Source organism: Chthonomonas sp., assembly GCF_035294165.1.
Classification (GTDB): Bacteria; Armatimonadota; Chthonomonadetes; order Chthonomonadales; family Chthonomonadaceae; genus Chthonomonas.
Genome location: NZ_DATGLN010000093.1, coordinates 1 through 13,361, shown reverse-complemented (window position 1 = coordinate 13,361; position 13,361 = coordinate 1). Strand labels below are relative to the sequence as shown.

The 13,361-nt window shown below is 55.7% G+C and carries 13 protein-coding genes; 10 read left to right on the top strand and 3 right to left on the bottom strand.

The genetic code is table 11. From position 1 onward, the window contains the following. From VKV29_RS05030 to VKV29_RS05020, 3 genes are all read left to right on the top strand, one after another. Positions 1-192: zinc ribbon domain-containing protein (locus tag VKV29_RS05030; RefSeq protein ID WP_324200208.1), on the top strand; the 192-nt coding region annotated here is incomplete at its 5' end. A 75-nt stretch (positions 193-267) separates the two neighbouring features. Continuing rightward, on the top strand, positions 268-528 hold the full coding sequence (locus VKV29_RS05025; RefSeq protein ID WP_324200207.1) for a hypothetical protein: 261 nt from the start codon (positions 268-270) through the stop codon (positions 526-528). A gap of 90 nt (positions 529-618) precedes the next feature. Continuing rightward, positions 619-1,467 carry a metallophosphoesterase gene (locus tag VKV29_RS05020; RefSeq protein ID WP_324200206.1) on the top strand — a complete coding sequence of 283 codons (849 nt, stop codon included), beginning with the start codon at positions 619-621 and terminating at the stop codon, positions 1,465-1,467. On the opposite strand, the gene VKV29_RS05015 is transcribed toward VKV29_RS05020, so the two are convergent. Genes VKV29_RS05015 through VKV29_RS05005 form a run of 3 tightly spaced genes read right to left on the bottom strand, consistent with a single transcriptional unit; the run spans position 1,464 to position 8,349 of the window. Then, positions 1,464-4,964, bottom strand: coding sequence for a tetratricopeptide repeat protein (locus tag VKV29_RS05015; protein WP_324200205.1), 3,501 nt, complete (start codon positions 4,962-4,964; stop codon positions 1,464-1,466). The two genes, VKV29_RS05020 and VKV29_RS05015, sit on opposite strands and share 4 nt — an antisense overlap. After that, on the bottom strand, positions 4,955-7,180 hold the full coding sequence (locus tag VKV29_RS05010; protein WP_324200204.1) for a glycosyltransferase family protein: 2,226 nt from the start codon (positions 7,178-7,180) through the stop codon (positions 4,955-4,957). The genes VKV29_RS05015 and VKV29_RS05010 overlap by 10 nt, the downstream gene beginning before the upstream one ends. Before the next feature lie 5 nt (positions 7,181-7,185). Then, positions 7,186-8,349: a glycosyltransferase family 4 protein gene (locus VKV29_RS05005; RefSeq protein WP_324200203.1), complete on the bottom strand. Its 1,164-nt coding sequence runs from the start codon at positions 8,347-8,349 to the stop codon at positions 7,186-7,188. Positions 8,350-8,591: 242 nt separating this feature from the next. Here VKV29_RS05005 and VKV29_RS05000 point away from each other — a divergent pair, with 242 nt between their 5' ends. The 7 genes from VKV29_RS05000 to VKV29_RS04970 form a co-directional block, all read left to right on the top strand. Then, positions 8,592-9,017 carry a hypothetical protein gene (locus tag VKV29_RS05000; RefSeq protein WP_324200202.1) on the top strand — a complete coding sequence of 142 codons (426 nt, stop codon included), beginning with the start codon at positions 8,592-8,594 and terminating at the stop codon, positions 9,015-9,017. Between the two features lie 123 nt (positions 9,018-9,140). After that, positions 9,141-10,940 carry a hypothetical protein gene (locus tag VKV29_RS04995; protein ID WP_324200201.1) on the top strand — a complete coding sequence of 600 codons (1,800 nt, stop codon included), beginning with the start codon at positions 9,141-9,143 and terminating at the stop codon, positions 10,938-10,940. 158 nt (positions 10,941-11,098) lie between these two features. Beyond that, positions 11,099-11,404 carry a type II secretion system F family protein gene (locus VKV29_RS04990; RefSeq protein WP_324200200.1) on the top strand — a complete coding sequence of 102 codons (306 nt, stop codon included), beginning with the start codon at positions 11,099-11,101 and terminating at the stop codon, positions 11,402-11,404. 118 nt (positions 11,405-11,522) lie between these two features. Next, positions 11,523-12,284 (top strand): sigma-70 family RNA polymerase sigma factor, encoded by a 762-nt coding sequence (locus VKV29_RS04985; protein WP_324200199.1) that lies wholly within the window; start codon positions 11,523-11,525, stop codon positions 12,282-12,284. After that, complete coding sequence (locus VKV29_RS04980) at positions 12,175-12,588, top strand: DUF1573 domain-containing protein (protein WP_324200198.1); 414 nt, start codon at positions 12,175-12,177, stop codon at positions 12,586-12,588. Before VKV29_RS04985 ends, VKV29_RS04980 begins: the two co-directional genes overlap by 110 nt. Before the next feature lie 13 nt (positions 12,589-12,601). Continuing rightward, complete coding sequence (locus tag VKV29_RS04975; RefSeq protein ID WP_324200197.1) at positions 12,602-12,964, top strand: hypothetical protein; 363 nt, start codon at positions 12,602-12,604, stop codon at positions 12,962-12,964. A gap of 91 nt (positions 12,965-13,055) precedes the next feature. Beyond that, positions 13,056-13,361: hypothetical protein (locus tag VKV29_RS04970; protein WP_324200196.1), on the top strand; the 306-nt coding region annotated here is incomplete at its 3' end.

Genomic DNA, 13,361 nt, shown 5'->3' with positions numbered 1-13,361 from the left:
TCTGTATGCGGACATTGCGCGAGAGAGAACCGCAAAAGCCAGAGCCAGTTCCACTGTCAACAGTGTGGCTTTGAGGCGAATGCTGATTTCAATGCGGCGGTAAACCTCAAAGCACGGGGCGAAAGTTCAGACGCCCTATTGCGTCGGTTGGAGGGTAATGCTTCCAACCAGGCACAAGCCCCTGCGCTTTAGCCAGGGGTATCTGACAATGAATGAACGGTAGTCTCACAGATATTGCAGAGGCCGCCTAAAAGGAGAAACACGAAGATGAAAACCAAACGTCTTTTCGCCGTCGCTGCCGCCGGGCTTGCCCTCGCCCTGCCGCTCTTCTCCGGCAGACCTGCCGGCGCTCAAGACACGAACGGCCAGTTCCAAGCCGATCTGCAGAAAGCGATGGATACCCTCAATCGCCTGCAGCAACTGCTCGATCAGATCGCCAACCGACAAAGCAGCCAAAACAGCGATCAGAATATGAACAACTCGGGTGGTTCGGATAACTCCGATTCGGACAACGGCAACTCGAACTAACTTCCTCTAAGCCGAATCGACTCCTGCCATTTTCGCGCACGACCGACAATTGTGAGGGGCTTTTGCGTATAGAAATGGCAGGAGTTTTATATGCCCAACCGTCGTCTGTTGTATCTCGGCAAAACCGATAGGCCCGCACGGCTAGCGCGCCGCCAACTCCTTCTTGCTGGTGCGCTGCTCGGCTTTGGAGGGTTGGTGTGGGAGACCGAACACCTTGTGGTGACGCGCCACCGATTGGAGATGCGGGGGCTACGCACGCCCTGCCGAGTGGTGCAGCTTAGCGATCTGCATCGCTCCTGGTGTGTGCCGGAAAGCTTCATCGCCCGTGTAGTAACCTGCACCCAAAGGCTCAGGCCGGATGTGGTGCTTTTGAGCGGCGATTTTGTTACAAAACACTCCGACTATATCGCCTCCTGTGCTCGCCAGCTTTCACGGCTCCATCCACCTCAGGGGGTGTATGCCGTGCTCGGCAACCACGACTATCGTTGCGACCAATGGCATGGCGCACCGGCCGTGCAAGAGGGGCTACAGTCCGTTGGCATTCAGATGCTGACGAACCGAAGCCTAAAACTGGACTGTGGCCTTCGCCTCGTGGGCCTAGACGACTGTGAAACGGGTTCCCCCGATCCCGATGCCGCCTTCGGCCGTCTCACTCCAGGCGAACCGCTCTTGGCCTTTACCCACAACCCCCTGCTCTTCGACGTGCTCTGTGGCTTCCCATGTGTTACTTTGGCCGGCCATACGCATGGAGGGCAGATCTACCTGCCCGGCATAACCCCGCTTTTTATGGATGAGCGCGCTCGCTACCTGCGTGGCTGGTTCCAGAAACCTCGATGGCCGGGACGTATGTACGTCTCTTGTGGCCTAGGCACCATCGCCATTCCTGCCCGCTTTAACGCCCCTGCTGAGGTCGCCCTCTTTGATCTTGTTCCGGGCTAGGCCGCCGTCTGCTCGGTTAGCATCGCTTCGGCAAGCGCTAAATTGTGCCGGGCCTCGACGTGATCGGGGTGAAGGGTAAGCTCTTGACGGTAGGCGAGCACGGCAGCCTCATAGGCGCGCAACTGGAAATAGCAGTTGCCCAGTACGAAAAAGCCGGAACGCCGATTCGGCTCTACCTGAAGGCCTGCCGCGTAGACATCGGCGGCGCGATCGTAGCAACCAAGCTTATACAGCAGATCTCCAGCGTTAAAGTAGGCGTTTCCGTAGTTGGGGCCTACCCGAATCGCTTCGGCATAGCAGTCAATAGCCTCCGCAACCCGATCAAGTGCGGTAAGCACGCGACCCAAGTTAACATAAACCTCCGGCGTTTCGCAGCCTTGTGCGTTCAGGCGCAGGTACAGCTCTAACGCCTCCTCCCATCTCTGCAGATGTTCGCAGCAAGATGCGAACTTGGCGAGAACGCCCGCATCGTCTGGTTGGCGCAAAGCGGCTCGTTGCCAATAGATATAGGCCTCCTCGTAGTCCTCTAGCTCCATCAGAAGCTCGGCCAACTCTCGCACCAACATCTCGTTGGTGGGCAGATGCTCCAGCAACGTTTCCAGTACCTCGCGTGCCTCTTCTTTTCTACCCAGCTGCCGAAGCGCCTGCGCCATCAGATGGCGTGCTTCATGCATGCCCGACCGCAGCTCCAAAGCCTTCGCGCAGCAATCGAGGACTTCCTCGTAGCGCTCTTGCCCTTTAAGAGCGAGTGCTAAGGCATAATAAGCTTTGTAACTGCCAAGCCCCTGATCGCCGGCCTCCGCGTAGAGATGTTCGCGCTGCGTGCCCAGTGTAAGCGCTTCACGAAATGCGACCTCGGCCTCCGAATAGCGCTCTAGTGCTAGAAGGCACTGCCCCTTTGCAAAGGAGAGACCCGAATGCTTGATCTTAAGGCTCTCTGCATGTCGGCAAACCTCTAATGCCTGCTGAAAACGACCGAGTGCGTGAAGCGCCAGTGCCCATTCGTAAAAAAGGATGTAGGTGTATTCATGCTTTGGGTCGGCCTCTGCGGCAGCCTGCTCGAAGTAGCGGGCTGCATTGGCCATGTCGTTTTGGGTAAAGTAGGCGTTGCCCAAGTTGAAGAGTTGAAATGGCCTTAAGGTGGCATCTTGGCACTCGGCAACCTCGCGTTCGAGCATGCGGAGGAATCGTTCGTGCTTGTTGCGCTCTTGCATGATCTCGTGCGCGTAGCCGTAGTGATCCAAAACAAGCCCTTCGTAAGAGGCCGTTTTGTAGCCAAGCCTGGTGAGCGATAGCATGTTCTGTTCGTGCACCCGCCCCTCGAAATGCACTCCGGGCACAAGCCGAAACAGGCGCACCCCATGATGCACCACCACCTCGCCCTGCTCATTACGCCGGGGCGAGGAGAGCCAGTTGCGTATTTTCACCATGTAGCCCCCCACGTCCGCAGGGGCCTTTTCAATGGCGTTACGAAAATGAGTGCCTGCATTCGGTGCGATCTCCTCGTCCGCATCCAGCCAGAGCGCCCAATTTCCCGTGGCATGCTGTAGGGAGACGTTACGTGCCTCCGAAAAATCGTCTTTCCAAACGTGCTCGATGACCTTGGCACCGAAGGAACGGGCGATCTGGGGCGTCTCGTCGCTCGAACCGGTGTCTACCACGATGATCTCATCCACCACGTCCTTCACGCTTTGCAGGCAGTTCGCCAAAAATCGCGCCTCGTTTTTCACGATCATGCAGAGCGAAAGGCGAGGCCTTCCCGATTCCCCTTTGCCGTCGAGCGCCTTCTGGGCCTCCTGGTAGGCGCGCATCCGTTGGCGGTACCCCTCTGAACTCTTCACCGCCTGACGGCGGGAAGAGGGAACCGCCCGTAGCTGTTTGCGTGCCTCCTGCAGCACCGCCCGCGCGCAGCGTTCCAACGTTCTTCGCACCTGCGGTTCCCCCGGAGTCAAGCGGAAGGCCGCCAGGGCGTGTGGTAAGGCCTCCTCTCCTCGACCCTGCATCAACAGGAAATAGGCCAGGTTGTGGTGCAAGTCGCGCGAGTTTGGATGCTTTGCCACCGCCTGTTCAAGCACCCTAATGGCCCTTTCGCTGTTTCCGGCGTAGTGGTGGCATAGGGCAAGCGCATTGCAGAGATCGGCATCTTCCGGTTGCTCTTGTAGGCAGGCCTCGATCTCTGGGAGAAGTCCTTCCCAATGCCCTTCCCGCGCCCTTTGAAGCACGCTTTTCCGGCGCGATTCCCAATCGGCGAAGGGTTGTAGAAATTCGGGTTCTGCATCCAACGGCAGCGCCTCGAGGCCGAAGGGCAGCATCTCCGTTCGGCTCTCTGCCTCGCAAACCGCCTTTAAGCGTGCCAAGGCGATGCGAGCCGCGTGCGCCCACGTGTGGTGTTGCGCCATATGTTGGGCAGCGCGAAACCCGCGCTCTTGGGCCTCTTCCCGATTTGAGGCCACCCGTCGCATAAGCTCCACAAGCGCCTCTAGGTCCGGCTTTGCCCAAAACGGCAGCCCCGCCGTTGGCATGTCGCCGATGCGTGCTTCCGGAAAATACTCTATGGTTGCCGGGATAAGGTAGGCGTTATCGTTTGAGGCGAAGTCAAGCGCAGCGCCGTGGCCGGTCACGATCACGGGTTTGCCGCAAGCCATGGCTTCGGCCACAGGCAACGCATAACCCTCTCCACGATAGGGATGCACCAAACAGTGGCAGCCGGCATAGAGCGCGGCGATCTGTTCATCGCTTAGTTCATCATCAAGGTAGAAAAGGGGCGCGCAAGCAGGGCTGGCCTGGAGCTGTTCTATCTGATTTTGTAACGTTTGGCCCCGATAAAAGCTTTTGACGCCAAAGTCTTTGATAATAAGCGCCACATTGTCTTTTGGAGTGAAAGCACGTTGCCATGCTTCTAAAAGAATGTCGGCCCCTTTACGCGGGATGGTGCCTCCGACGAAGAGAAACACAAACGTGTCGGGCTTAATGGCAGAGAAGCGAGGGTGGGAGGTAAGATCGAACGGCGGGCGATTGGGGTGGAAACGGTTTGGATTGATACCGCAAGGCACCACAAAAACCTTTTCTGGGGGCACACCGGCCCGAAGATAGCAGTCACGTACATAGGTGGAATAGGCCCAAATCTCATCGGTCTGCTGTGCGGAGGCAACCCAGGCAGCCGGGAGAGCGCCGTACTCCCAAGGTTGAATAACGATGAACTTTCCGTGGTGAGGGCGGCTCCAGTCGGGTGGCCACCGATGGCGCAGCGTGAGAGCCGGCCTCTGCGGCAATGGCCGGGTCTGTAGCTCAAGGAGCTTGGCACCGCGACCCTCTTCAGGCGTAAAGGTGGCCGGCTCGTAGTGGTCAATAAAAGGGTGAAACGACTCGGTGAAATCGGGGTCGTCCAAAAGCGCCAGCAGCAGCTCTCGATTGACGTGCGCGAGGCTATGATGCACGAAAAACGAACCGTTCCAAACCAGCGACTTTTGGCCTTGCGAGGCGATTTTTAAGGGCATGAGCTTTTCTCCATAGGGATGTTTGCGGCGACTTCGGCCTCTCGTAAGTCCTCTAGACTATATATCGGCAGATTCGCGGCGCGAGCCAACTCTTCCCAAAAGGGGGCTTCTTGCCCTCCCCTGAGAAGCGCTTTTACGCTGCGCACCAGCTTCCAACGCTCCTCCGGCGCAAGGGGCTGAGAGATCAGCAAGACCTTCGAGCTGGCTTCCGGTGCGAGCTGTTGCAGATGGCAGCGCAGTGCGGCTACCACCGCCTTATCGAAATTTCCGTTGGGGTTGAACCACAGGAGAAGTCGCGCCCGTTCATGGTGCCGTGCAAACTGCCAGAAGGCGTTCACAAGGCTTTTCCAATCCGGCTCTTGAGACCATGATGGGATGGCCAGAAAGTAAAAGAGTTCGGAAGGGGCGGATTGAGGCGGCATTTGCCGGGTTTTCTGGAGAAGGCTGCGCAGCTTGTCGCAGAGCACTTCCGTTCCGGAGGCGGCTTCAAATAGGGGATGCCTCTCGCTGAGGAGCGCGATCGTCTCCTCCTTGTGCCCTACATCCATCAACAGCTTGGCGGCCTCCTCCACCGCCTCGAAGAGGAAGGGATGGCACTCAAGCGCTTTGTTGTAGGCAGATAAAGCCTCCTGCCAGTTGCCGAGTGCGCGCTGTGCTCGGGCCAAAAGAGTATGCATCCATCCGTTTTCGGGGCTATGGGCTACGGCCTCTTGAGCATAGCGGGCGGCAAGTGAAAACTCTGCACGCTCAAAATGGTAGGTAGAGAGCTGGGCTGCCGTATGGCCGAGCAACGTTTGTCGGGTGACCTCTAAACCCTCCGGCGATTCGGGCGAATGCTTAAGCCATAACCACTCTAACCGCACATCGAGCGGCTCGTAGTGGTGCGGAAAAAGCGGCCAGGCCATAGGGCGTTCACCGGCCTGCAGCCGTGCATGCAACACCTGCAGGTGCTGCCAAGCGCTCTCCTCTTGCCCCAAAGCGCGTTCGACCCTGCTTAAACAGTAGAGGGCCGCTAGGTCGCGTGGGTTCTGCGTAAGCTGTCGTCCGAGCAACTGCTTCGCTTCCAGCAGATGCCCGACGTTTGCCTGGGAGTTAGGGGTTTGGAGGGCTAATTCGGCGGCAGCAAATCCTCTCAGGAAGAGATGGGTAGGGTGAGACCCCTCTTTTGCGAGGCTCTGTTGCACGCATGGAAGCACGTCCGGCATCGGTGTGCGCAACCAGTGAATCAGAAGGCGAAGCTGCCTCTGCCAGGCAGGTCTATGACGAAAGGGGCGTGGCTTTGGGTTGGCGAGGCGCCATGGCTCGTAGATTGACTCGAGTTTGCCTAGCAGTTGAGCAAGATGGTGGGAATCGGTGTGGTGTTGCACACGCGCGTGGGCTGCTGCAGCGATGCGGAGCCTCTCTTCTGTGTTCTCCGGTGCCAAGTAGAAGGCGAGGCGCTCCTCTAAGTTGTCTTCCGTGTAAAGCACGCACTCCTCGCCATCGCGAAACACAAGGCCGATTTCAAGGTTATCGGCCTCATTGAAAAGGAGGGCGCCACAGGCCGCCGCCTCGTAGGCACGCATGTTGCACTCGCCGCGCACACTGTGGTTGAACACAATTTTGGCGCGGTTCATAAGTTGGGTATAGGCCTCTCCATAGACCCCCGATGCCAGCAGGATGCGATATCTCGTGGAGAGCCGCGCCACGCGCGCCAGCATCCGAAAGCGGCGGGGGTGAATGTAAGGATGAAAGCTGCCGATAAACAGCACCTCGATGTCGCGCTGCGCATCGTTTTCGTAGCCGGGGAGAAGGCGATGTTGTTCAGGGTTATAGCCCCAGAGCAACGCATGCTCTACGTTAGAAAAGCCCATGTCACGCAAAACTTGGCAACCGCCGAGGTCGGCAACGAGCCAGTCGAACACCTCGGCAACGGAGCGGATGGCGTATCCCCCCAAATTCCAGTCGCCGAAGACGCCTACCGTGAAGCAGTCCGCCTGCTCCAAACCGGCGGGAATAGGGTGGTATTCCGGGGAGCGATGGATGTAGATGTCTGGATGCCATCCTTTTGGGCAGGCGTCAAGCACCTGTTGCCACGTCATCCCCGGCGTGTAGCAAATATCTCCGCCCTCTCTATGAAGGCATAGAATCTCATCTCCGGCCTTCTCACGCCCAGGCAGGGGGCGTTTTTGAATCAGTTCGGGAACCGTGTTGCTAAACCCCAGAAGAATGCGCATTTCGTTCAACCTTCGACAAAGGGAAGCAGTTCGCGATGAAGAATCTCCACAACGGCTGCCGGCGAGAAATAGGCTTCCAAATGGGCGCGCGCTTTCGCGCCAAGCTCCTTGCCGAACCGCCTATCCTCAAAAACGCGCCGCATCAGTTGGCGTAGGTGCGTACGTGATGGTTCGGCCCAGCGATGCCCTCGAAAGGTCGGAATTTCGGCGGCGGCTTTTTCCGGGACGTCCTGAAGCGTATAGTCAATCAGGAGGCTATTTTCGGAGTTCATAAAAGCCGTCATTCCGCTCCATCCGGTGGCGATGGTAGGGCGCTCCATGGCCATCGCCTCCATGAACGGTCGTCCCCACCCCTCGCCCCGCGTCGGCAGCACATAACAGTCGGCAGCACGATAGAGGGCCAGCAGTTCGGAGGCGGAAAGCGACCTATCCAACAGCACAATGTCGGGAATGCGCGCCGGATCGCGCCCCAGCTCTTCAACAAGGAAGGCCTCGATCTGGGCATAGATTTGAGGCACCGTGTAGCCTAAGGAGGAGTGAACCCGCAGCAGCAGCGCCACATCCTCGTCCGGTTGAAACTCCTCCACAAAGGCGGCGATCAACACGTCCCATCCTTTGCGCAAACTCCAATCGAAGACGGCGAGGAAGTGAAACCCGCGGTCGCTGGGTAAGGGCAGCGTGGGGCCTTGCGGGTTATAGAGGTCGAGGTCAATAAGGCCGGGCACCACGCGCAACTTTTCCGGCTTTACGCCGGCGAAGGCGAAGGTCTCTCGGTTAAAGGCGCTGGGCACCCAAACGGCGTCCATGCGGTTGCAGGCTTCGGCCCAGCCAGGGGGCAGCCGGTCGGTCTCAAACATGGTGCGCCCGATGCTGGCACGGGCGTCCGGAGCCGGCCTGAGATGGCTGCCGAGGATATGCAGCACATAGACGCTACGCGGATGCGGTGGCTTTAGGAGGAGTTGTTGCAGCAGCCGCTCCTGGTGGGGCAGCAGCCCGGCCACCCGGTCGTTCCAGCGAATCTCTCGTGCGGCGACGGGAGCACCGTGCGCATGCAGAGCGAACAGAAAGTGGCGTGCCTCCTCGGCATAGCCGGTGGGGTCGCGCAGGGGCGCGTGCCAAAGGATGGGAGGAAAGCAGAGCGCTGTGGCCGATGGGGCCGGTAAGCTCATGGCCTCAAGCCCGAAAAAGATCGAAATCGTGGATAGCGTGCCTCCATGGGTTCCTCCCTAAAATTCATCGCTCTCTATTCTCTATCGGCACACGCACACCGAAACCTCAGTCTTTGGCTATTATGTGTGCGAATTCAAAAAAATTTCTATTGTTGTCCCTTTTCCCAACTCCTAAGTGCTTATATAGTAGAACCAATTTTTCTAGATTTTTCGCTGAGGTGCTATAGGAAAATGAATACGAAATGGTTTGCCACATAAGTGAGTTTACTAAGAGAACGCTTCTTGTTTTCGCTGGTGGCTTTCTGATGTTGTTGTCTCATAGAAATGCATATGCTGACTATGCAATCCTAACAGATCAGCAATTAAAAGGCGGTCTAAACTATTCCCCCAGCGAGACAGCCGACTTAAAGGATCATATTCTTCAAACACCACAATCTCACCTCAAGTATATCAGGACCTATTGGTATGACCTCTACATAGGTTCTTGCTATACATATAAAGTTCCTGCCGATGGTCAACAATGTAATATTATCATGTATAGCGACAATATGTACCAACTCACTCCAAACGATACTTATACAATATGGATGGATAATGAAGGCTACTATGATGCAGCTGAAACGCAAGAATGGGATGTGGACAGCAACCAGGTTATCATCAAAACTTAAAACCTCAATAGTAAACAGATGGCCGATCCAATCATTCCATCCTTATTCAGTAGGCTATAATGAATTTTTTTCTGCTATAATACTCCTTATATTATAGGTTGACTTAAGGAGCATATAAAACCGATGTGGAGAAGCTTGTACGGGCCAACCAGCTACCTGAGCTTTCTTGCTCTCTTCTTTCTCATGCCTATTGCTGCGAGGGCACAGCAAGGCGCAGCCCAAAACCCTATAAAGGATGGCCTACCCCTAAACGATATACGTCTCGATCGCAAAGTAGACGTAGAAGGTGTGGGAATTCCCATTGCACAGCTGTTACAAAAGATGAGCAGCAATGGCCTTCAGCTGGTAGCAGATAAGAGTTGTGCTGAACAAAAGCTGCAACTGCGGCTTCACCATTGCCCCTTACGTAGCCTTATGCACGCGTTAGCGGTGCTTTTGCCGGCACATTGGGAGCCTCTCGAGAACCATTCTGGCTATCAGCTTATCCTGAACGCCGAAGCGGTGACTGCTGAACGACGTTGGTGGGACATTTTCCTCGATGTTCGCCGCACTGCCGAGCAGACCATTCAGGCTGCATTTCTTACTGCCATGCAAACAACGACTCCCCATCCAGGCCCGCAGCCACCACCCGGCTTTAAATTCCTTTTCTCTCCGAAGGAGACCCAACAATTCCTTAATGCTCTCCCGCTCGACCTCCAACAGAGAATTGCCCAAACTTTTCAAATCGAGAATATTGTAGACCTCTATACGCTTCATAGCAGTGGTATTCTGATGAATACAATACTCGGCGGTACCGAATCGGAACCCGACTCTGTGGTTATTCCTCTTGCATCACTTCCTTTAGCAGCCCAAAATATTGTGCGCATTCATCAAGAGCAAAATGGCATTTCGCTCCCAGATAACGCTGTACTTGTATGTCATGCCGACCTTACCGGAATAGCAATTGTTATTCCTGGGCCTAACGGGGCAGGGAGCAGCGGCATCTTTCAAAGGGAGGTCTCGATACCTCCGGCAACCGATCACTCGCTCTGGTTGGGTCAGGCAGGGTTACCTGACGAGGTAAAACAGCTTGGCGGCGCTGCACCAGCCGACCTCAAGGAGCTAGCACGCTATCAAGAATCCCGCTTCTGGCCGAATCCAAAACCCTCCGATCCCACTGCTCTTAGGCCTCTGCCCTTCAATCGGGCCGATGTACTGAATTGGCTCGGTCAGCGAGCCGATATCGAGTTCATTTCCGATTACTACGATAAGGGTGGCATTCCGTTCCATCCACAAGCCCCTGTCAAGCAACCGATCGACGATTCCATTAACGACATAGCGTGGGGGTTAGACTTTAGCTGGAAAAAAGAAGGCGATATCTACCTTTTCCGCAATAACCGCTGGTATCGAGATGATCAGCTGCAAGTGCCAGAAGTGTTAGCACAGCAGCTATTGGCACAACAGAAGGACTTACTGCCGCCAGATGCTAATGACCCCAAAGCAACGGTAGAATGGCTTGGGAGGGTAGGTCAGCTTCTAGCTAATTTGTCGCCCTGGCAGATCGCCAACGGTTTCCGTTGGCTTACCAAGGAGCGGCTCAGCGCCAATATCAACACCGATCCGGTGCATCCTCTGGCGAACTTCAGCTTGCAGACCATGCTCAATCGCTATCCGTTCTGCCAACTCGCCGATGTGGTTTTGGGTGAGCGTGTCCTCGCTCAATTTGTGGCAGCCCTTACGCCCGAACAGAAACAGCAGTTGGTGCAGGGTGTGCTTCCCTTTGATAGCCTCTCTCCTGCCTTGCGGCAGGTGGCCACCTATCTTTCCCCTGGTGTAACCGCTGCAGTCATTCTAAAACAACAGCCTCTTTTGCTCGGCATCGCCCATCGTCCTTTTGGGGCTGGGTATACCCTAGCAGCTTCTGTGGGCATTGCGAGCCGTTAGGGAAAGGGTCTGACGGGGGGAACTTTTCGCCGGAGGTTGCAAAATTATGCATGAATCGCCAAAACTTATGGTAGATTTAAGTGTGGGATGCTTGCTAAAACAGTTGCTGTCGGTGTGTTGTAGCCCCATCAAAACGTGCGTCCCAAAGGAGGCACTCTATGAGAAGCCGAGTGAGTGGCACCCGATTTCGTGAGATGGTGCAGACGTTTACAGCATTGCTGGAGAGCGGCCAATACCCCCTCTCGCAAATCCTCACCACCACGGCGCAGCAACAGAGAAGCCGAATTCTGAAAAGCACCCTGCTGAAGGTGCACGACATCGTCATGCAGGGCTATCCGCTCTCCCATGCCATGGCCAACTTCCCGGATGTCTTCGACCGAGACTTTGTGGCTCTGGTTAGGCAGGGCGAGCGGGGCGGCAACCTCGACGAACAGCTGCGCGACTATCTCGCGAAAGCGGGCTAGCGAGGCCGCTGCCAGTCGCCTAGAGGGCTGCTCCCTGTGAAAATTTGCGGGCATCGAGTCCCTTTTTATCCAGGCTAAAGTGCTTTTATAGTAGCGATGGGGAGAAGGAGGAAGGGGCTTGATGTGGCAAGCCGTGGGGTGGTTTTTCGTGAGGGAGGGAGGTATGAAGCCGGGTTCACCAGCGCCGTATGGTACAGAAGTTCCATGGGAACGGGTAAGGCAGAGAGCGCTTGCCCATCTCCTTGCCCACGGAGTGCCCGAACCGGCGGCAGAAGATGCCATCCAGGAAGCGCTGATTGCTCTGCTGCAAGTTGGCCATCCTCTGCCTTGTGAAGGGGCCTATATTTGCTGGGTACGTAAAGCGGCCTGGCACATTTGGCTCAACCAGAGGCGAAAAGACCGACCCATTGTTTGGCTTGCCGAGCTTGCTTGCGAGCCTGCCTGCCCTCTCTGCTGCGAACGGTGGCAGTTTGTGAGCATGGTATCGCCCGCCCTTTCGCGGGAAGATCGGATGCTTCTGGAGATGCGATTGCAGGGCTACACTTGCGTCGAGATAGCCGAGAAGCTTGGCAGCACAGAGGAGGCGATAAAGAAGCGCTGGCAGCGGCTCTGTAAATATCTGCGCGACGAGTACGCAAAGACGGAGGAAGGGGAGGCCGTTATCACCCCCCCCCGCGTGATCCAGATACCTCTACAGATAGAGGGAGACGGCAATGAACACATCGGCTTCCGACTTACCAACGGCCATTCGCCCGAAGAAAAAGGCTGGAATGGAGAGTTTCCTCAATCTCTCTCTGCTTGCAACGGGGGTGGGCCTGCTATTGGTGCTCCAGCTGCCCATTTTCCAAGGTGGGCTTTTCACTGCCCAAACCTATCGTGACTTCGGAAAAGTGCGGTCGGGTAAAACCCTGCGGGCCGAGTTTGTTCTCACCAATCTTCACCCTTGGCCTGTGGTAGTTCAGCAGATAGCAGGGGATTGCGGCTGCACCAACGCTCTTCCGCAAGAAAAGTCTCTCCCCTTACGCCTCTTACCCCTCCAATCCCTTCCCGTTAACGTCTCGATAAACACATATGGGCGGGAGGGGGATGTAACTCGAACCGTCACCATAACGACGACCGATCAACGTCCACAGTACGTTGAGGAAACCTATCTGTATCTACACGCTTATCTGCTTAGAAACTAAAAGGAGCATAAAAATGCGAACGAAACTATCTCTACTTTGGTCACTCATCGTCATGGTTTTCGTCGTGGTAGGTTATGCTTGGGCACAGACACTACCCCCACATCCTACCTACTGTACGAGCAATCACTGTACGTGCACAAGCCAGCAAGGAAGTTGCGCTATAGCGCCGGGATGTCTTGTGCTGACAGTTCCAGGCAATAGTGGGGGTCTCTACTGCTGCATTCTCTGTGGTGGCCAGACGTCACCTCATCTTTATTCTGTAAATTGGTCAGACTACTTTTGCTATCAGGACTGCGGAGATAGTTGGGTCTATGTGGGCTGCTACTACGATACCAATGTTACATACATAGGTCCCTGTACCACGACAGTAAATTAAAACACAGCAGCGAAGAGAGTTCTCCTTTGGCCTAGAAGCAAACCCATTTTGCTTCTAGGCCAATCACCCCTTGTATTTAGGAGAAACGAAAATGAGACAGAGACTTAAAGACCTTTTGGCCTCTAAGAAGCTTCGAGTGGCGCTGCTGGCTGTCCTACTCTTGTTGCTTGTGGGCACGGCGGTGCAGCAGTATTTCATGCGTCAACATAACCCAACAACAAGCTCGGTTAGCTTTGTAGAAACTCATGGGTTGGTACCGGGCAACCCACAACGCGCGGTGGAGGACCTTAAATACATCTGCCAACTGCTTCATACCTACCAACGCCTCCATGGTACCCTGCCTTACTTTGACGACAAAACCCATCTGATGCCGCTTCTGCTGGTGGATAACGATGCG

What these genes read in the sequence shown, in the direction of transcription:
- VKV29_RS05025 (WP_324200207.1), top strand. Translation starts at nt 268, where the DNA reads ATGAAAACCAAACGTCTTTTCGCCGTCGCTGCCGCCGGGCTTGCCCTC.
- VKV29_RS05020 (WP_324200206.1), top strand. Translation starts at nt 619, where the DNA reads ATGCCCAACCGTCGTCTGTTGTATCTCGGCAAAACCGATAGGCCCGCA.
- VKV29_RS05015 (WP_324200205.1), bottom strand. Translation starts at nt 4,964, where the DNA reads ATGCCCTTAAAAATCGCCTCGCAAGGCCAAAAGTCGCTGGTTTGGAAC.
- VKV29_RS05010 (WP_324200204.1), bottom strand. Translation starts at nt 7,180, where the DNA reads ATGCGCATTCTTCTGGGGTTTAGCAACACGGTTCCCGAACTGATTCAA.
- VKV29_RS05005 (WP_324200203.1), bottom strand. Translation starts at nt 8,349, where the DNA reads ATGAGCTTACCGGCCCCATCGGCCACAGCGCTCTGCTTTCCTCCCATC.
- VKV29_RS05000 (WP_324200202.1), top strand. Translation starts at nt 8,592, where the DNA reads ATGGTTTGCCACATAAGTGAGTTTACTAAGAGAACGCTTCTTGTTTTC.
- VKV29_RS04995 (WP_324200201.1), top strand. Translation starts at nt 9,141, where the DNA reads ATGTGGAGAAGCTTGTACGGGCCAACCAGCTACCTGAGCTTTCTTGCT.
- VKV29_RS04990 (WP_324200200.1), top strand. Translation starts at nt 11,099, where the DNA reads ATGAGAAGCCGAGTGAGTGGCACCCGATTTCGTGAGATGGTGCAGACG.
- VKV29_RS04980 (WP_324200198.1), top strand. Translation starts at nt 12,175, where the DNA reads ATGGAGAGTTTCCTCAATCTCTCTCTGCTTGCAACGGGGGTGGGCCTG.
- VKV29_RS04975 (WP_324200197.1), top strand. Translation starts at nt 12,602, where the DNA reads ATGCGAACGAAACTATCTCTACTTTGGTCACTCATCGTCATGGTTTTC.